Source organism: Yinghuangia soli, from assembly GCF_021502675.1.
In the GTDB taxonomy this organism is placed as follows: domain Bacteria; phylum Actinomycetota; class Actinomycetes; order Streptomycetales; family Streptomycetaceae; genus Yinghuangia; species Yinghuangia soli.
Map to the genome: position 1 here is coordinate 190,168 of NZ_JAKFHA010000005.1, position 17,447 is coordinate 207,614.

Below are 17,447 nucleotides of genomic sequence, written 5' to 3' on the forward strand. Positions count from 1 at the left end.
GCATTACCCGGCGGCTTCCCGAAGCCGCTCAGCCCCCCGGATCCCTGTGCCTTCGAGTACGAGAGGCTCCACCGTGCACCGACCCCTGCCCCGCAGATCCGTCCTGGCCGCCGCCGCGGCCGCCGGACCCGCCGCGATGCTGCTGTCCGGCACCGCGGCAGCCGCCGCCCCCGCGGCCGGCCCGTCCGGCGCAGTACCCGGCACTGCACCCGGCACCACGCCGGGCTTCACCCGTCCCGCCACCGTGGTGGCCGAACAGCGCCTGGACGCCCGCACCCTCGACCTGACCGTCGACTCCGCGGCGCTCGGCCGCACCGCCAAGGTGCGCCTCCTGCTCCCGCCCGGATGGGACCGCACCGCCCGGCGCACGTGGCCGGTCCTCTACCTCCTGCACGGCGCGTTCAGCGACCAGACAGCCTGGACCCGCTACGGCGTCCGCGACATCGTCGGGGACACCGGCGTCCTGGTCGTCATGCCGGAAGGCGGCGCCACCAGCTACTACTCGAACTGGTGGAACCACGGGGCGTGGGGGACCCCGGCCTGGGAGGTCTTCCACACCCGCGAGCTGCGCCGCCTCCTGGAACGCGATTACCGGGCCGGCCCGCAGCGCGCCGCAGCCGGGCTGTCCATGGGCGGGCAGGGCGCGTTCACCTACGCGGCCCGCAACCCGGGGATGTTCCGGGCCGCCGCGTCGTTCAGCGGCGTCCTGCACACCGCCATGGAATCCGGCGACCTGTCCGGCCCCGGCATCATCACCAAGTTCGTCGGCTTCTCCGGCGCCGACCCGACCGCGCTCTGGGGCGACCCGGTGGCGCAGCGGCACCTGTGGGCCGCGTTCAACCCGTACGACCTGGCCTACCTGCTGCGCGGGGTACGCCTGTTCGCCTCGTGGGGCACCGGGCAGCCCGGGCCGCTGGACGCCGCGGGCACCAAGGTCGACGACATCGAGCGGCTGTGCGGCACGATGTCGCAGATGTTCGCGGACCGGGCCCGCCGGCTGCACCTGGACCTGACCGTCCGGAGCGGACCCGGCACGCATACCAGCCCGTACTTCCGGCGCGGGCTCGTCGACGCCTTCCCCATGCTGATGTCCGCCATCGGGGCCGGCCGGCCCTGACCCCCGACCGGCCGGGCCCGCGCGGTGCATGCCGACACCGCGCGGGCCCGGCCACCAGCTCGACCGCGAGCCCCGGCCAGGGTGATCATTAGCCCCTGCCTATCGTTAAGTCAGATGCATTGAGCGTTGTGGAATCCGTCGTTGATCGCCGTACCCCGCGGGCCGGAAGGTGGAGGTGCTACCGAACCAGGGGAGAAACAATGGCTGCGCGACACAGGCGCCCTGCAGAACAGGACACCGGGCAAGGCGATACAACCGGCCGTCCGGCGGCCGCCGGACGGGAGACCAGGGAGGAGCGCGACGCGCGCTTCGAGCGCGATGCGGTCGCGCATCTGAACCGGCTCTACGCGGCCGGGCTGCGGATGACCGGCAACCGGACCGAGGCGGAAGACCTCGTCCAGGAGACCTACGTGCGCGCCTACCGGGTCTTCGACCGGATCAGCTGCGATGCGGACCTCGCCGCGTTCCTGTTCCGGATGCAGAACAACGTGTGGGAGAACTCCTACCGGCACGACGACAGCGCGCGCGAGGTGGCGCTGCTCGATGCGCCCGACGGGCACTACTGGCGCAGCTCGGAGATCGCCGCGTTCAAGCAGCTGTCCGATGCGGCCCTGGTCGATGCGTTCGCCGCGCTGCCTGCCGAGCTGCGCGTCGCGCTGTACTTCGCGGACGTCGAAGGCTACTCGTACCAGGAGATCGCGGAGATCACCGAGGTGCCGCGCAGCATCGTGATGACCCGGCTGTTCCAGGGCCGGCGGCGGCTGCGCGGGCTGCTGATGGAGCACGCCATGCGGCGGACGCTGCGCCGCGGCGTGCCCGACGACGGGCGCGTGGTGGCCTGATCCGCGGAACGAAGAGATGCGGTGCCGGGCCGGGGGCGGCCCGGCGGCGCACCCCTTCGGGCTGCGCCGGTGCCGCGCGTCAGCCGGCCATGAGGCCGTCGCGCAGCCGGGCGCATGTGCGGGTGAGCAGCCGGGAGACGTGCATCTGCGACAGCCCGACGACCTCGCCGATCTCCGACTGGGTCATGTCGTCGCAGAACCGCAGCGCCAGGATCTGCCGGTCCCGGGCCGGGAGTTGCGCGATCAGCGGGCGCAGCGCCACCAGATTCTCGGTCAGCTCCAGCGCGGGGTCCTCGCCGCCGTGCACCGCGTGCGCGGTGTCCGGGGCGTCCGGCCGCAGGGTGCGGTCCAGCGACGTGATGCGGTGCGCGTCGCCGAGCGCGATGCCCTTCCGCACCTGCTCCTCGGAGATGCCGAGCCGCTCGGCGATGTCCTGGTCGGACGGATCGCGGCCCAGCGCGGCACCGAGTTCGTCGCGGGCCTTGACCACCGCGAGGAACAGCTCCTGCTCGCCGCGCCGTACGTGCAACTGCCAGGTGTGGTCCCGGAAGTAGCGCTTGACCTCGCCGGAGATCGTCGGCATCGCGTACGCCAGGAAGCCGTTGCCGCGGCCCGGCCGGTAGCCGTCCACCGCCTTGATCAGGCCCACCACCGCCACTTGGCGCAGGTCTTCGCGCAGGTCGGGGCGGCGCCGGTAGCGGTTGCACACCACCGCGGCCAGGTTGAGGTTCAGCTCGACGATCTCGTTGCGCAGCGTGCGGTGCCGCGGGCTGCCCGGGGACAGCATCTGCATGCGCCGGAACAGCGCTTCGCTGCGTTCGCGGATCTGCGCGCCGGTGGTATCCGGGCCGGGCTCGCCCGCAGCGCCTCCGGTTTCGGAGGGGTGGGAGCGGGTCTTCGGGGCAAGCGCGGTGACATTCGGCATCGAGGCCTCCACAAGCAGGCGGTCCCAAGGGCCGCCGAAGTGCCGGGAGGGCCGCTGCTCGACCCATACCGCAGGAGCCGCCGGCCGCGCCGCGCGAGGTCCGCGCACCGCCGCCGAACGGCATGTCTTCTCATGGCTACCACGATTCGCCGAGGGCAATCCCGTTTGCCTCCGGAGGCTTGCGTTCCGCTCCTTGCGGCCGGATCGCCGAATGCCCCCAAGGCTTCGGGGTAGCGCGCCGGTGCCGGGACTTCCGGTCGGCCCCTCCGGCCGGCGGACCCGGCGGCAGAGACGCCATAGGCAACCGAAGGAGACACGACCATGCCCGAGGACACCTGGGGCTACCGCCCGGAGACCGGCTACCAGACCGGCATGGACCTCATCGGCTTCAAGGTCGAGGCCCTCGACGGGCACATCGGCAAGATCGACAAGTACAGCGACGAAGTCGGGGCTTCCTGCCTGGTGGTCGACACCGGCGTCTGGATCTTCGGGAAGCACGTGCTGCTCCCGGCCGGGATGATCTCCAGCATCGACGTGGAGGACAAGCGCGTCTACGTCGAGGCGAGCAAGTCCCAGATCGAGAGCGCCCCGGAGTTCGACCGCGACAAGCACATGGGCGACTCCGGATACCAGCGGCTGGTCGAGGAGCACTACGGCCGCCGCGCCATGTGACGCCGCCCGAAGGAGTGCCCCGGTGCGCCGACCGCGCACCGGGGCACTTCGCCGCGCCGGCCCGGCAAGCCGCCGTGCCCGTACGGCCGTTCAGCGCATGTATTCGCCCGCATTCACCAGCAGCGTCTGGCCGGTGATGCCGCGCGCCCGGTCCGAGGCCAGGAAGACGACCGCTTCGGCGGTGTCCCCGTCGCTGGCCAGATACGGCAGCGCCATCTTCTGCTCGAGGTCGGCGAGGACCGCCTCGCGCGAGACCTGCTGCGCCGCGGACATGTACCCCAAGTACGCCTCGACCGGCGGCCCGAGCATCCACCCCGGCGACACGGTGTTGACGCGCACCCGGTCCGGGCCGTACTCCTGCGCCAGATAGTGCGCGGCGGTGCGCAGCCCGGCCTTCGAGGCGGCGTAGGCCAGTTGCGGGTGGTCGACGACCACCTTCATGTCCACCTGCGAGCCGACGAAGACCACCGCGCCGCCGTCGCGCCGCAGCGCGGGCATCGCGGCCTTGGTCATCGCCAGGCTGCCCACCAGGTTGGTCTCCAGGACCGCGCGCAGGTCGTCCCACGAGGTCTGCTCCAGACCTCCCGCGACAGTGTCCAGCGCGGCGCAGTTGACCAGCGCGTCGATGGTGCCGAACCGTTTGACCGCGAGTGCGGCCAGCGCCTCGGTCTGCGCATGGTCGGTGATGTCGGTGGGCTGCCACACGACGCGGGCACCGGTGGGGTCGACTTCGTCGGCTATTTCCGCCAGCCGGTCCGCGTTGCGGGCGCCGAGAACCACGTTGGCGCCTTCGCGCATCGCGGCCAGCGCGATCTCGCGGCCGAGTCCGGGGCCGGTCCCGGACACGATGACGGTCTTGTCGGCGAGGAGCACAGGCGGGCCTCTTCTCCGGGCTGACGCGCCCTGGTACACATGTGGAATGCCGAATTCGAGGGCGTGCGATGGCGTGCAGGTAAGCACAGCCTGGCCGAACCCTCAAGAGGCGGGCCCGAGTCGGCCATGACGGAACGTCAGTCGCCGCCTACGCACCGCGTGGTGCAGGTCCTCGGGTTGCTGGGCGAGAACCCGCACCGGCGTCTGACGCTCACCCAGGTCGCCGAGCGCCTCGGGCTGAGCAAGCCGACCTGCCTGGGCATCCTGGCGGCCCTGGCGGAAGCGGAGTACGTGACCCGGGACGCCTCCAAGGCGTACGGCCTCGGCCCCGCGCTGCTGCGGCTCGGCTGGGCCGCGGAGACCGGCATCGCGGCGCTGGACCTGGTCCGGCCGCATGTCCGGGAACTGCACGAAGTGCTCGGCCGGCCGTGCATCCTGGCCGCGGTGCACGGCGACCGGATCGTGGTGGTGGACCGGCAGGGCCGGCCCGCGCTGGCCGGCAGCCGGGACCTGGTCGGCGAGCACTTCCCGTTCGTGCCGCCGCTGGGCATCGCCAACGTGGCCTGGCGCGACGACGATTCGGTGCGGGCGTGGCTGGCCCGCCCGCCGCTGGTGCCGATCGCGGCCGCCGAGGAGGAGACCTGGGCGCTGGTCCGCGCGGCGCGCCGGAGCGGCTACCTGGTCGAGCGGCGGAGCGGTGCCGCGCCGACCCAGAACATCATCCTGGCCAACCTCGAAGTGGCAGGCCTGCCAAGGCCGGTGCTGGCCGAGCTGCGCCGCCGCATGCCGCCCGCGGACTGGGCCGAGTTCGCCACCGGGCTGCCCGGGGAGCCGGGGGAGCCGGTCCCGGTGTCCGGCATCGCGGCACCGGTGTACGACCGGCACGGCGTGCAGCGCTACAGCCTCACGGTGCTGGCCACCCGGTCGTGCGTGACCGTCGCGGAATGCCGCGTGTGGGCGGCGGCTCTGCTGGCCGCCACGGCGGCTGCGGGACGGGAGCTGGGCCGGGTGTGACCCCGGCCCAGCCGCCCCTTCAGCCGGCCGCGGCCGGGGTCAGCAGCGGTCCCAGGGGCCGCGGATCGCGAACGTGCGGCCGACCAGCGCCTGCATGTTCACGAACATCGTCTCGCCGTCCGCGGAGAACGTCGCACCCGCGAACTCCGCGTCGTCGTCGCCCGCCCCGACGACCAGCTTCGCGAGGTCGTACAGCGCCCCTGAAGTGGTCACCCCGCGCAGGTAGTTGTCGCCGTCGCCGTCCTCGCACAGGATGAGCGTGCCGCTCGGCGAGCACGCGATGTTGTCCGGCAGGTCGAGGACCTGCGAGTGCGGCGACTCGTACACCAGGCGCAGCCGCTTCCGGCGCACGTCGTACGCCCAGACCTGGCCCCGGCCTTCGCCGAAGCGCGGGTACGGCACCGGCGGCAGCTCGTCGCCGGGTGCGGTAGCGCCGCCCTGGGTGGAGCAGAAGTAGACCGTGCCGTTGCAGTACGTGGCGCCTTCGAGCCGCGAGAACATCGCGGCCCCGGCGGCCAGCCCCTGCGAGCTGACCGCGGCCGAGGCCACGAACCAGCTGGTGCCGGGGGCGAACGACGGGTCGGGGTTCGGGATGTCGACCCAGTCCACGTCGTACGTCGTGCCGCGCTCGTGGCCGAGCTGCAGCGCGGCGTTGGGCTTCCCGCGGACCGCCAGCATCTGCAGCTTGCCGCCGTCGAGCAGGCGGCCGGCCTTCATCGGGTGCACCGGCGGGAGGTAGCGGTAGAAGCCGCACGGGGCCACGAAGTTGTCCTCGGTGAGGAACACCGCGCCGGACACCGGGTCGAACGCCGCGGCCTCGTGCTGGAACCGCCCGGCGTTGCGGATGGGCTCGCGCTTCGCCTTGCGGTCCAGCGGCACCTCGAAGAGGTAGCCGTGCTTGCGGGTCAGCTTGGTGTTGTCCTGGCCGGGGAACGGCGAGACGACCTCGGGGCCGTCCACCGACTCCTCGCAGGTCACCCAGGCGCCCCAGGGCATCGGCCCGCCCGAGCAGTTCATGACGGTGCCGTTGAGGCTGACCCGGTGGTCCACCAGGCGGCCGCGGCGGTCCAGCGTGAGGGTGGTCGTGCCGCCCCCGCAGGACGCGTCGTAGGCGTCCGCGGTGTTGCCGAACGCCGGGGAGATGCCCGGCACTTCGTGATTGCGGACGAGGACCGTGCCGCCGTGCCGGCCGGGGAAGGCGGCCATGCCGTCGTGCCGGCCCGGGGTCGGCACGCCGTCGCTCATGGTCTCGCCGGCCACCCCGAAACTGCGGTAAGTGAATCCTTTCGGCAGCTGCAGGCGCACCACGCCGTCGGTGCCGTCCGGCACCGGCCGCAGCGCGCCGAACCCGGGGCCGCGCCGCGCGCCGCCCGAGTCGGCGTGCGCGACCAGGCCTTGGAAGGGACCCGCGACGAGGGCGGCACCGGTGACCGCCGCGCTGCGGGTGAGGAATGAACGTCGTTCCATGGGCCGCCTCCGAGGGACGGAAGGACAAGGGGAAGGACGGCGGCGCCTGCTCGGCACCGGAGGGCAACGCTCAACCAACAGCAGAAACCTAGTAAGCGGAAGGTAAGTTACTGTTTCGAGATATTGGCGCGCCGTGTCCGCGGTCGTGGAAGCCGATCGTTGGGAGCCGTCACACTCTTGCCCCGCGTTCCGTCAATGCGGTGTCGGACCAAGCCCGAGCACGAAGACGAGGACGGACGCCATGACCGCCGCCGCGAAGACCTTCCGCAACGACATGACGATGATGTTCGCGATCCACGACGCGCTGCGCCGCGAGCTCGAGCAGATCCTCCGGATCACCGAGCGCGCCGACGACGACCCCCGGCACATCCTGCATGCGGCCGCCGGATGGGAGCTGTTCAAGCACTACCTGCACATCCACCACGGCGCCGAGGACGACGTCCTGTGGCCCGCCGTCACCGAGGCCCTCGCCGACCGGCCCGACGACCTCGCGGTCATCGAGGCGATGGAGGCCGAGCACGCCGCGGTCGACCCCGGCATCGCGTTCTTCGATGCGGCGATCGCCGACCCGTCGACCCGGCCCGAGAAGCTCGCCGCGATCGCCGACCGCCTGCACTCCGGTCTCGGCGGGCACCTCAGGCACGAGGAGGACGAGGCGCTGGCGATCATCGACGATGTCGCCACGCCCGGACTGCTGGCCCGCTTCGGTGCCGAGCACACCGCCCGGCTCGGCGCGGAGACCCCAACCTTCCTGCCCTGGCTGCTGGACGGCGCGACCGACTCCTCCCGTACCGCGGTCCTCGGCCAACTGCCGCCGCCGGTCCGCGACTTGTACACCGCGACCTGGGCACCCGCCTACGCCCGCCGGGCGATCTGGACGCCGTGACCCGGCTCCGCGCGCACGCCCCCGGGCGCATCCGCCGTGTCAGCAGGACGCGCGGACGTACCCGGCCTGCCCGGGGGCGGTGACGCCGCGGTCGCGCAGGACCACGGACAGCCTGGCGCCGAACCCGGCGCAGGTCTTGTCGAAGTCGGCCTTCGTGTACTCCACGACGAAGACCCGGTTCGCATACGCCCCGGCGAACGCGCCGCACTCGTCGTACTGCCCGCACTCCTCCGACACCGCGAAGTCGAAGCCGACCGCGCCGCGGCGGTCCAGCATCTCGACGGTGTTCTTCTGCGCGATCGCCAGGCCCGCGGCATGCGCCCGCGCGGCCAGCAGCGTCGCGAAGGCGGCATTGTGGGCGAGCGTCAGCTTGCCGTGCGACCGCCCGAACGAGTCGAGGTTGTCCGGCTCCACGGCCTGGAACCCGCGCCGGGCGCACTCGTCGATCCACGGGCCGACCACACCGATCAGCGCATAGCGCTTCGCCTCGGTGGACACGTCCAGCAGGGCCTCACCCCAGTCCTCGTCCATGACCACCGCACCGCCGTCGCGCAGCAGCAGGTCCGGGTGGTTCTTCTCCCACCAGGCCTTCGCATCCGGCTGCGCCTGGAAGGTGTTGACGTAGCAGACGTTGTACGCACCGGGCTGCGGTGCGGCGCCGCGGTCGCGGACCACGACCTGGACCCCGGGCGGCAGCGCGTACGGTCCGCCGATCTGGTAGTCGAACCCGGCGTTCGCGGGAGGCGGCGCGCCGGGCTTGCCTCCGGTCGCGGGGCCCGCGGGTGCCGCGGGGGCGGGCGAAGTCGGCGGGCTGCCGGGTGACTTGCCCGCCCCGGGGCTCCCGGAGGCGCCGGGCGCGGCGGACGAGGCCGAGGGCGAGGTCGCGTCCGAGGGGGCGGGGGAGGAGAGGGGCGCCTCCGGCGCCGGGGATGCCGCCGCAGCGCCCGGCGGAGCCGAGGCGGACGGCGCCGCCTTCTTGCCCCCGTCCCCGCCGCATCCGGCCGCGAAGGCCAGGAGCAAGGCCGCCGCGAGAGCGATCCGCGGGGAGGCAGTACGGGTGTTCGTCTCGGCCACGCGCGCCACCGTACCCCCGCGCCGCACACCTGGCGGCGACCCGGGCCGCGGACGCGAACACCGATGCGCGATCCGGCCTTCCGGAGATCCGCGGAGCGTGAAGCGGGTCACAGTCGAACGGGCCGCGTGCGGGCGGGGGTTCGCACGCTCTAACATTCCGACTGACGGTATGTAACTGCTTCCGAGGAGGCCGCGTGGCATACGACGTGATCATCGTGGGCGGCCGGGTCGCCGGGTCCGCCACCGCGATGCTGCTCGCCCGGCGCGGCCTCCGCGTCCTGGTCCTGGAACGCGCCGGATTGCCGAGCGACACGGTGTCCTCGCACCAGATCCAGGTGCCCGGCGTCGCCCTGCTGCGCGACTGGGGCCTGCTCGACCGGCTCCGCGCGGCCGGCACGCCGCCCACCCGCCACGTCCGCTTCATTGCCGAGGACACCGTGCTGGCCGGGGACTTCCCGGAATTCCGCGGCGTCGACACGCTGTACAGCCCGCGCCGCACCGTCCTGGACGCGATGCTCGCCGATGCCGCCCGGGAGGCCGGCGCAGAGGTCCGCGAGCACGTGCGCGTCGAGGAACTCCTGTGGCGCGACGGCCGCGTGGTCGGCGTACGGGCGCGCGGGCGGGGCGGCGCCGCGGTCGACGAGACGGCCCGGTACGTCGTGGGCGCGGACGGCAAGCACTCGTTCGTCGCGCAGGCCGTCCGGGCGCGGGCGTACCGGGAGCGGCCGCCGCGCGCCTTCGCCTGCTACGGCTACTGGTCCGGGCTTCCGATGGAGCACGGCGAGCTCTACCAGCAGCGCGGCCGCGCGGTCGCGGTCTTCCCCACGAACGACGATCTGACGATGGTCTACATGTCGGCGCCGATGGCCGAGTTCGAGGAATTCCGAGGCGGCATCGAGCGCGGCTACCTGGCCACCGCGGCGCGCTGCGGCGACCTGGGCGAGCGGCTGGCCGGCGCGACCCGGGCCGAACGCCTGCGCACCACGCCGGACCAGCCCAACCGCTTCCGGGTCCCGTACGGACCGGGCTGGGCGCTGGTGGGGGATGCCGGGGTGGTGATGGACTCGGTGACCGCGCAGGGCATCACCAATGCCTTCACCGACGCGGCCCGGCTGTCCGGCGCGCTGGCGGACTGCCTGGGTGCCGGCGGCACGTTCGTTCCGGAGTCGGCCTCGGAAAGCCCGGCCGAGGCGCGGCCTGCGGGCGAGGGGCCGCGCGGCGTCCTGGCCGCGTACCACCGGGACCGGGACCGGGCGCTCGGCGGCATGTACGACCTCACGCTGCGGCTCGCCCGGCATCAGCCGGGCATCGCGGAGCGCCTGCTGCTCGCCGCGGTCGCCCGCCGGCCCGGCGAGGTGTCGCGGCTGCTCGGCGCATTCGCCGGCGCCGAGGCGCCGGAGCGCTACTTCGGCCCGGCCACGCTGGTACGCCTGCTCACCGGCTACCCCTGCGACCGCCGCGCGGCCGTGTCCGGACGGCGCGAAGGGCTCGGCTGGGGGTGACCCGGCCGAGCCCTTCGCGGCGGCCCGGCCGTCGGCCGGGCCGGAGGCCGAAGTGTTCGATCAGCCGTGGTTCATGCACATGTTGCCGAACGCGGGGTTCAGCAGCGCGATGACGTCGGCGGTGTTGCCGCAGACGTTGACCGGGACGTGCACGTCGCCCTGGAGCAGGTTGCCCGAGACCACGCCCGGCGAGCCCACCGCGGCACCGTCGGACTCGGCCGACGCGTTGGCCGCACCCGCCGCCATGCCGACGACACCCAGAGCGGTCGCGGTCACCGCGACGACCTTCTTCGCGCTGTTCACTGTTCCTCCACTGTTGACCCCGAGTCGGAATGCCTCGGCGTGCTGGAGAACGAGCAGCTCAGAGCAAGGAGACGCACTTCCTCCGGGATTCAGCCATTTGTCCCTTTGGTGCGCTGTTCGGATGCGCCGAACGAGGGACCGGGCGGCGTGGCTTCACCCAAGGTGCGGACCAGCGCGCGGATGTCGTTCGTGATGATCGCGTCGACGCCTTTGCGGGCCAGCGACGCCATGCGCCGCGGCCGGTCGACCGTCCATGCCGACACCCCCAGCCCGGCCGCGTGCGCGGCCCCGACCCGGCGCCGCGTCACCCAGATGTGCCGGAAGTTGAGGAAGTCCGGCCGTACGCTCCGCATCAGGTCGGCGGGCGGCCGCAGCGGCGACTTCCAGCTCATCGCCAGCACCGCCTTCGGCGCCGCCGCGCGGATGCCGGCCAGCGCCCGCGGATCCCCGGTGAACACGACCCGGTCCAGGCAGCCGAGCTCGCGCACCAGGGCGGCGGAGGCCTCCCCTTCGGGCACGCCCGGCAGGTCCAGCATCAGCGATACGGGCGACGCGAGCACGAACTCCACGGCATCCCGCAGCGTCGGGATGCACCACTCGCCGCGGTCCACGGCCGCGGTCGCCCCGGCCAGATCGGCGCAGACCAGGTCCCCGACCCGCCGGTCCACCCGCCACAGCCGGCGCAGCGTGTCGTCGTGCAGCAGCACCGGGACGCCGTCCCGGGTGAGCTTGACGTCGACCTCGATCCAGTCGGCGCCGCCCTCGACCGCGGAGGCCAGCGACGGCAGGGTGTTCTCCCGCACCAGCAGCGGATCCCCGCGGTGCGCGATCTTGACGACCATCGGACCTGCACCGGCCTTTCGTCGGTCCCTCCAGCGTCCGTCCATCTTGACCGACGAACCCTCACCCGGCTTGCAGGTCCGTCGGGAGACCCGGGAGAGCCGGGGGAGCGGGAGAGCCGGGAGAGCCGTGGGAGGTCCGGGCGGGTGGCACGCCGGGTCCCTGTGGTGGCGTCCTCGGTCCCTCGTCCGCGGCCCGGGGGGCTCCTACCGTCGGAAGTGCCAGACCTCGCGTCCGACCCTGCGGACGTGCCGAGCCCACGAGGAGACCCGGTGCACGACACCCTCATGACCGCGGCGCAACCCGCCGCGGGCCCCGACCGCATCAGCGCCGACGACCGGCTCTTCCTGCAACTGCGCGACAGCCTCTGCCTGGCCGCGGTCGACTACGCCGGCCGCCCCGAGATCGTGCACCGCGGCGGGCCGATCGGCTTCATCCGGGTGCTCGACCCGCACACGATCGCCGTCGCGGAGTTCGACGTGCCGGCCGAGGCCTCCGGATACGCCGGGCCCGTCGCGCTGTTCCTGGCCGACTACACGCTCGGCACCGCGGTCACCGTGCACGGCCGGGCCCGGACCGTCCCGCTCGCCGCGGTGCCCGAACTCGTCGCGGTGCTGCCCGGGAACGTCCGCGGCGCGGGGATGGGCGCGGAACGCGCACTCGTGGTCGCCGTCGACACACTCGTCCGCGAACGCCCCGTCAGCCTGCCGCTGCTCTACTCGCGCGACGCCGTGCACACCGTGGTCAACCGGCTCCGCACCCGCGCGGCCGGGGCGGCCTGAGCCCGGCCACAGCAGCCGCCGCGGTCACGCATCGCCGGGCGGCCGGTGCGTGACCGCGACGATCGCGACGTCGTCGTCGAGGGTGTCGCCGGTCCACTGTGCGACCGCGGACAGCAGTGCGTCCGCGGCGGAGTCCGGGTCGGCGAACCGCCGGCCGGCAAGCGCCGCGGCCGGGTCCAGGAAGGTGCCCGCCGCGTCCCTGGCCTCGGTCACTCCGTCGGTGAACAGCAGCAGGGTGGCCCCGACCGGGAAGGAGTGCTGGTCCAAAGCCGCATCGTCCTGCGGCGGGACCGTCCGGCCCAGCAGCCGCCGAGGCAGCGTCAGCGGCAGTTCGTACGTGCCCGGTTCGAGGACCCGGACGCTGCCGTCCGGACCGACGAGGACCGGTCCCGGATGCCCCCGGTTGAGGATCCGCAGCTCGGCGGCGCCATGCGGGATCTCCGCGAACACCGCCGTGGTGAACCCCTCGGCGGCATCGATGCCGCCCCGGCGCAGCCCCTCGCGGTCCAGCGACAGCTCGGTGCGGTGCACTACGTGCGCGAAGTCGCCCACGTAATGCGCGGCCTCGCGGAACGCCCCGAGCAGCACGCTGACCGCCTCGATCGCTCCCAGCCCCTTGCCGCGCACGTCCGCGACCACCACGCGCACGCCGAACACGGTGTCCTCCACCGCGTACGCGTCCCCGCCGATCCGCGCCTCGCTGCGCGCCGCCCGGTAGCGCCCCGCACAGGCCAGGTTCCCGGCCCGGGCCGGCGGCGTGCGGACCACGCAGTCCTGCAGCAGCTCGGCGAGCGTGTGCAGCGAGGCCAGTTGCCGGGCGTCCCGGCTCCGCAGCCGGGCCAGCACGAGGCAGGTCACGCACACGACGAGCACGCCGATCAGGTCCACCACGCCGTGCCCGTGGAACTCGTCGCGGTCCTGCAGCGTCAGCGCCCCGGCGATGGCCGCGGTCGCGGCGACCAGCACACACGTCTGCCGGAACGGCAGCGTGCCGACCGCGATGGCCGGCGCCGCGGCCAGGAACGGTCCGGCCGTGTACTGCGGCGGCGTGCTCAGATCGAAGACCGCGGCGGCCGCGAGCAGCACCAGCAGGCCCGCCCAGACGCCGCCTACGGGCGCGCCGCGGCGCTGCGTCCCGGCCTGCGGGCGTTCCTGCACGGCACCTCCGGTCCCGGGCCCGCGGCCGCCGGCGGCCGGGCCCGGGGGTGCGGATGCCCGCCGCGCGCCGCGAGTATGGCGCGCGGACCGAACTTCCGTCCCGGATTGGGCCGTCCGGGGTACCGCGGCGCCGGTCAGGCCGGCACGAACCGGTCCTCCCACACGCCCGACTCGAACTCCGTGCTGCCGACGCGCCGCCACACCGTCTTGCGGACCGTGTCCGGGAAGACCCGCAGCCCCGCGCCGATGGTCACCGGGAACACCATCAGCCGCAGTTCGTCCACCAAGTCCGCGTCCAGCAGCGCCTGCACCAGCGTGTGGCTGCCGTTGACCAGGATCGGACCGCCGTCCTCGGCCTTCAGGGCGGCGACCGCCTTGGCGGCGTCGCCGCCGACCACCTCGGTGTTGTTCCATTCCGGATCGGCCAGCGTGTTCGACACCACGACCTTGCGCATCGCGTTCATGGTGTCCGCGAACTCGCCCTCGTACGTCGGCCAGGCGCCCGCGAACGACTCGTACGTGACCCGGCCGAGCAGCAGGATGTCCGCCTCCTGCACTTCCCGGAACTTGTGGCCGATCTGCTCGTCGCCCTGGTAGTCGAACACCCAGCCGGTGTGCGGATGGGACGGCTCGCCGCCCGGCGCCTCCATCACCCCGTCGAGAGTGACCATCTCCGCCACGATGAGCTTCCTCATGCCGGCTCTCCTTGCCGCTCGCGGGCCCCCGGGTCTCCGGCCGTCCGCACGTCGCGGCGGGGCCGCGCCCGGGGCTCCCCGTCAAGAAGACCCGCGCCGGGCGCCGAACTCATCGCTGCCACGCCGACGGATTCCGGACGGTCCGCCGCGGCCGCCTTCGGCCCGGCCCGGTGCCGGCGCTCGATCGCCTGTCCCCAGTAGGTGCCCGCGACCACCGTCGCGGCCCCGAGCCCGGTCACCGCGGTCAGCGCCTCGCCGCCCACACCCGCGCCGACCGCCACCGCCCAGACCGGCTCGGTGCCGAGCAGCAGCGTGGCCCGGCTCGCCGATGTGCGCTGCACCGCCCAGGTCTGCGCCAGGAACGCGAACACGCTGCAGAACAGCGCCAGATAGACCAGCTGCGCCCACGTACCCGCCCCGGCATCGCCGAGCGGGGCGCGATGCTGCCGCCCGCCGGGACCAGGAACAGCACCGTGCCGACCAGCGTCTGCACGGTAGTCAGCTGCATCGGCCGCAGTGCGCGGCCGGCCGTCAACCGCCCGACCAGCGCCACGTGCACGGCGCGTATCCCGGCCGCGGCCAGCATCAGCAGGTCGCCGAGGCGCGGCGCATGCAGCCCGCCGCCCGACATGAGCAGGCCGACGCCGATCACGCACACGCCCGCGGCGGCGAAGAACGTCCCGGGCAGGCGGCCGTTCGCCCCGGTCCGGTCGAGCAGCGGGGTCAGCACGATGGTCAGGCTGATGATGAGCGCGGCGTTCGCGGCACTGGTGTGCGCGACCCCGTACGTCTCGACCACCAGGACCGCGGCCTGGGTCAGGCCGAGGAGACCGCCGACCTTGAACTCGGCCCGGGATATCCGGGCCGGCCCGCGCCACACCGCGAGCAGCGCGAGGCACGCCGCCGCCGAGATGGCGAAGCGCGCGAACAGGACGACCAGGACCGGGGTGGCGGACGCGGCGGTCTTCGCGGCGAGGTAGCTGGAACCCCAGACGATCGCCACGAGCAGCAGGATGACGTCGATACGACGAGCGGCAGGCACGCGCCCAACCGTGCCGCACCGGCGATCATGTAGCCCAGTATCAAGTTCTCAAAGGACCTTTAAGCAGCCCTTCAAGATCACCGTATGATGCGGCATGGACGAAAGGCAGCTCCGCATCCTCCGCGAGCTCGGCGAACTGGGCAGCGTCACCGCGGTCGCCGACGCGCTGCTGGTGACGCCGTCCGCGATCTCGCAGCAACTGCGGCTCCTGCAGCGCTCGATCAGCGTCCCGCTCACCGAGCGCGAAGGCCGCCGCCTGGTGCTCACCGCCGCGGGCCGGGTGCTGGCCGACGCCGCGATCGACGTCGAGAACGCGCTGGCCCGGGCCCGGCACGCGGTCGACGACCACCTCGGGCGCCCGGACGGCACGGTCTCGGTCGCCGCCTTCACCAGCGCGGGCGCGGCGTTCTTCCCCTTCCTGGCCCGCGCCTGCGCGGCTCCGGGCAGCCCGCAGGTCGCCTTCGCCGACGAGGACGTCGCCCGGCACCGCTTCCCGCCGCTCACCCGCGAGTACGACGTGGTCATCGCGCACCGCCTGGAGCACGCCCCGGACTGGCCGCGGACCGTCAACGCGACCACGCTGCTGCGCGAGCCCCTCGACGTCGCCGTCCCGGCCGGTCACCCGCTGGCCGCCAAGGCCCGCCTCACCGCGCACGACGTGGCCGACCTGCCGTGGATCACCGTGCACGACGACTTCCCGCTGATGGCCACCATCGAAGCCGTCGCCGCGGCCGCCAACCGCCAGTTGGACATCCGGCACCGCATCAACGAGTTCACCGTGGTCGCCGAGGTCGTCGCGGCCGGCGGCGGCGTCGCCCTGATGCCGCGCTGGACCGCGCTCCCGCACCCGGGCGTGGTGCTGCGGCCGCTGTCCGGCGTCCGGGCCGTGCGGCACATCGACGCGCTGCACCGACCTGAGCGCAGCGCCCGCCGGGCGGTCCGCACGGTCCTGGCCGAACTCCGGAGCGCGGCCGCGGAGATACGCGCCCGCATCGAGTAGCGACCACCCCGGCCTGCCCGGCCTGCCCGGCCTGCCTGCCTGCGGGCGGAGCCGCCGCTACTGCTGCGCGAGGAACCCCGCAAGGTTGTCGCGGCTGCGGTTCAGGTCGCCGATGCGCTCGTCCGCGGCCGCGAGCTCCCGGTCCAGGATGGCCCGCACGTCCACGCACCACTCGAACTCCGGCAACTCGCCGTGCACACAGGGCAGTACCGCGCGGATCACCTCGGTGGACAGCCCCGCCTCCAGCAGCGCGCGCACCTGCCGCACGGTCACCACCGCGTCCGCGTCGTACTCGCGGTAGCCGTTCGTGCCGCGGCGCGGCACCAGCAGGCCCTGCTCCTCGTAATAGCGCAGCAGCCGCGCACCCACTCCGGTACGCCGCGACAACTCTCCGATCAGCATCCGTCCCGTCCCGTCGTCCTCGAGCCGCTTGACCTTCCCACCGATGTGAAGCCATAGCGTCGCGACGCGGGCGGGCATTCCGCCCCGCACCGCATTCCGAGCCTGGGAGCGACGCCATGGCATCCACCGACTCCTCCGACTTTTCCGTCTCCTCCGTCTCCTCCGCGTCCGCGCGCTCGTTCCTCTTCGTCCTCGGCAGCTCGCGCCCGGACGGCAACACCGAGGCCCTCGCCCGCGCCGCCGCGGAAAACCTGCCCGCGGACAGCACGCAGCGCTGGGTGGACCTGGCGAAGCTCCCGCTGCCCGACTTCCAGGACGGCCGGCACGAGACCGGCGAATGGCCGGTCTCGGACAGTGAGGCCCTCCTCCAGGAGGCCACGATGGCGGCCACCGACGTCGTGCTCGCCTCGCCGCTCTACTGGTACAGCCTGTCCGCGCAGACCAAGCGCTACCTCGACTACTGGTCGGGGTGGCTCGGCGCTCCGGGCCTGGACTTCAAGGAGCACATGGCGGGCCGCACACTGTGGGCGGTATCCGTCATGTCGGCCGACGACGAGGCCGTCGCGGACGGCATGGTCACCACCCTCAACAACACGGCCGCGTACATGGGCATGCGCTTCGGCGGCGTGCTGTTCGGCAACGGTTCGCGGCCGGGGCAGGTGCAGAACGACCTCCGGGCCCTGGAGCGGGCCGAGACCTTCTTCCGCGGGGCGGCCCCGCTCGCCCGGTTCCCCCGGGAGAGCGTCGGCGCCGCGCGGTAAGGCGACCCCGGGAGGACGCGCGTCGGCGTGCCGGATTCGCGGCACGTCGGCGGCGTCCGATAGGCATGGGTCTTCCCCGACTCCCCGGAGGC

The 17,447-nt window shown here is 73.4% G+C and carries 20 protein-coding genes; 9 read left to right on the forward strand and 11 right to left on the reverse strand.

Going from position 1 to position 17,447, the window contains the following annotated elements; genetic code table 11:
- The first annotated feature begins 73 nt into the window (after nt 1-73).
- Together LZ495_RS12100 and LZ495_RS12105 are read left to right on the forward strand one after the other, a co-directional pair.
- A complete protein-coding gene (locus LZ495_RS12100) occupies nt 74-1,117 on the forward strand; it encodes an alpha/beta hydrolase (RefSeq protein ID WP_235052122.1) in 1,044 nt (347 codons plus the stop codon).
- Between the two features lie 200 nt (nt 1,118-1,317).
- Entirely contained in the window at nt 1,318-1,959 is a 642-nt protein-coding gene (locus LZ495_RS12105; protein ID WP_235052123.1) for a sigma-70 family RNA polymerase sigma factor, read from the forward strand.
- Between the two features lie 79 nt (nt 1,960-2,038).
- On the opposite strand, the gene LZ495_RS12110 is transcribed toward LZ495_RS12105, so the two are convergent.
- The gene (locus tag LZ495_RS12110; RefSeq protein ID WP_235052124.1) at nt 2,039-2,884 is read right to left on the reverse strand and encodes a sigma-70 family RNA polymerase sigma factor; all 846 of its coding nucleotides are present in this window, start codon (nt 2,882-2,884) and stop codon (nt 2,039-2,041) included.
- Between the two features lie 321 nt (nt 2,885-3,205).
- On the opposite strand from LZ495_RS12110, the gene LZ495_RS12115 reads away from it, so the two are divergent.
- A complete protein-coding gene (locus LZ495_RS12115) occupies nt 3,206-3,556 on the forward strand; it encodes a PRC-barrel domain-containing protein (protein WP_235052125.1) in 351 nt (116 codons plus the stop codon).
- Nucleotides 3,557-3,646: 90 nt separating this feature from the next.
- Here LZ495_RS12115 and LZ495_RS12120 read toward each other — a convergent pair whose 3' ends face one another.
- Nucleotides 3,647-4,429 carry an SDR family oxidoreductase gene (locus tag LZ495_RS12120; RefSeq protein ID WP_235052126.1) on the reverse strand — a complete coding sequence of 261 codons (783 nt, stop codon included), beginning with the start codon at nt 4,427-4,429 and terminating at the stop codon, nt 3,647-3,649.
- Between the two features lie 126 nt (nt 4,430-4,555).
- Here LZ495_RS12120 and LZ495_RS43965 point away from each other — a divergent pair, with 126 nt between their 5' ends.
- Nucleotides 4,556-5,443 carry an IclR family transcriptional regulator gene (locus LZ495_RS43965; protein ID WP_268822665.1) on the forward strand — a complete coding sequence of 296 codons (888 nt, stop codon included), beginning with the start codon at nt 4,556-4,558 and terminating at the stop codon, nt 5,441-5,443.
- 39 nt (nt 5,444-5,482) lie between these two features.
- Here LZ495_RS43965 and LZ495_RS12130 read toward each other — a convergent pair whose 3' ends face one another.
- Nucleotides 5,483-6,910, reverse strand: coding sequence for an alkaline phosphatase PhoX (locus LZ495_RS12130; protein WP_235052127.1), 1,428 nt, complete (start codon nt 6,908-6,910; stop codon nt 5,483-5,485).
- A gap of 241 nt (nt 6,911-7,151) precedes the next feature.
- On the opposite strand from LZ495_RS12130, the gene LZ495_RS12135 reads away from it, so the two are divergent.
- A complete protein-coding gene (locus LZ495_RS12135) occupies nt 7,152-7,796 on the forward strand; it encodes a hemerythrin domain-containing protein (RefSeq protein ID WP_235052128.1) in 645 nt (214 codons plus the stop codon).
- 39 nt (nt 7,797-7,835) lie between these two features.
- Here the strand turns inward: LZ495_RS12135 and LZ495_RS12140 are convergent, their stop codons facing one another.
- On the reverse strand, nt 7,836-8,870 hold the full coding sequence (locus LZ495_RS12140; RefSeq protein ID WP_235052129.1) for an endo alpha-1,4 polygalactosaminidase: 1,035 nt from the start codon (nt 8,868-8,870) through the stop codon (nt 7,836-7,838).
- Nucleotides 8,871-9,064: 194 nt separating this feature from the next.
- On the opposite strand from LZ495_RS12140, the gene LZ495_RS12145 reads away from it, so the two are divergent.
- Nucleotides 9,065-10,372 carry an NAD(P)/FAD-dependent oxidoreductase gene (locus LZ495_RS12145; protein ID WP_235052130.1) on the forward strand — a complete coding sequence of 436 codons (1,308 nt, stop codon included), beginning with the start codon at nt 9,065-9,067 and terminating at the stop codon, nt 10,370-10,372.
- A 60-nt stretch (nt 10,373-10,432) separates the two neighbouring features.
- Here the strand turns inward: LZ495_RS12145 and LZ495_RS12150 are convergent, their stop codons facing one another.
- Together LZ495_RS12150 and LZ495_RS12155 are read right to left on the reverse strand one after the other, a co-directional pair.
- Nucleotides 10,433-10,618 (reverse strand): chaplin, encoded by a 186-nt coding sequence (locus tag LZ495_RS12150; RefSeq protein WP_235052310.1) that lies wholly within the window; start codon nt 10,616-10,618, stop codon nt 10,433-10,435.
- A 146-nt stretch (nt 10,619-10,764) separates the two neighbouring features.
- Nucleotides 10,765-11,517 carry a glycerophosphodiester phosphodiesterase gene (locus LZ495_RS12155; protein ID WP_235052131.1) on the reverse strand — a complete coding sequence of 251 codons (753 nt, stop codon included), beginning with the start codon at nt 11,515-11,517 and terminating at the stop codon, nt 10,765-10,767.
- Nucleotides 11,518-11,787: 270 nt separating this feature from the next.
- Here LZ495_RS12155 and LZ495_RS12160 point away from each other — a divergent pair, with 270 nt between their 5' ends.
- Nucleotides 11,788-12,297 (forward strand): hypothetical protein, encoded by a 510-nt coding sequence (locus LZ495_RS12160; RefSeq protein ID WP_235052132.1) that lies wholly within the window; start codon nt 11,788-11,790, stop codon nt 12,295-12,297.
- Between the two features lie 24 nt (nt 12,298-12,321).
- Here LZ495_RS12160 and LZ495_RS12165 read toward each other — a convergent pair whose 3' ends face one another.
- The 4 genes from LZ495_RS12165 to LZ495_RS12180 all read right to left on the reverse strand — a co-directional run bounded on the left by LZ495_RS12165 (nt 12,322) and on the right by LZ495_RS12180 (nt 15,192).
- Complete coding sequence (locus LZ495_RS12165) at nt 12,322-13,455, reverse strand: PP2C family protein-serine/threonine phosphatase (RefSeq protein WP_235052133.1); 1,134 nt, start codon at nt 13,453-13,455, stop codon at nt 12,322-12,324.
- A 134-nt stretch (nt 13,456-13,589) separates the two neighbouring features.
- On the reverse strand, nt 13,590-14,150 hold the full coding sequence (locus tag LZ495_RS12170; RefSeq protein WP_235052134.1) for a dihydrofolate reductase family protein: 561 nt from the start codon (nt 14,148-14,150) through the stop codon (nt 13,590-13,592).
- Complete coding sequence (locus tag LZ495_RS12175; protein WP_235052311.1) at nt 14,147-14,509, reverse strand: EamA family transporter; 363 nt, start codon at nt 14,507-14,509, stop codon at nt 14,147-14,149. The genes LZ495_RS12170 and LZ495_RS12175 overlap by 4 nt, the downstream gene beginning before the upstream one ends.
- Nucleotides 14,395-15,192, reverse strand: coding sequence for a DMT family transporter (locus tag LZ495_RS12180; RefSeq protein ID WP_235052135.1), 798 nt, complete (start codon nt 15,190-15,192; stop codon nt 14,395-14,397). Before LZ495_RS12180 ends, LZ495_RS12175 begins: the two co-directional genes overlap by 115 nt.
- A gap of 94 nt (nt 15,193-15,286) precedes the next feature.
- Between LZ495_RS12180 and LZ495_RS12185 the strand changes: the two genes are divergently transcribed.
- Nucleotides 15,287-16,192 carry a LysR family transcriptional regulator gene (locus LZ495_RS12185; protein ID WP_235052136.1) on the forward strand — a complete coding sequence of 302 codons (906 nt, stop codon included), beginning with the start codon at nt 15,287-15,289 and terminating at the stop codon, nt 16,190-16,192.
- Nucleotides 16,193-16,249: 57 nt separating this feature from the next.
- Here LZ495_RS12185 and LZ495_RS12190 read toward each other — a convergent pair whose 3' ends face one another.
- Nucleotides 16,250-16,594: a MerR family transcriptional regulator gene (locus LZ495_RS12190; protein ID WP_235052137.1), complete on the reverse strand. Its 345-nt coding sequence runs from the start codon at nt 16,592-16,594 to the stop codon at nt 16,250-16,252.
- Nucleotides 16,595-16,710: 116 nt separating this feature from the next.
- Here LZ495_RS12190 and LZ495_RS12195 point away from each other — a divergent pair, with 116 nt between their 5' ends.
- On the forward strand, nt 16,711-17,355 hold the full coding sequence (locus LZ495_RS12195) for a flavodoxin family protein (RefSeq protein WP_235052138.1): 645 nt from the start codon (nt 16,711-16,713) through the stop codon (nt 17,353-17,355).
- The last annotated feature ends 92 nt before the right edge of the window (nt 17,356-17,447 follow it).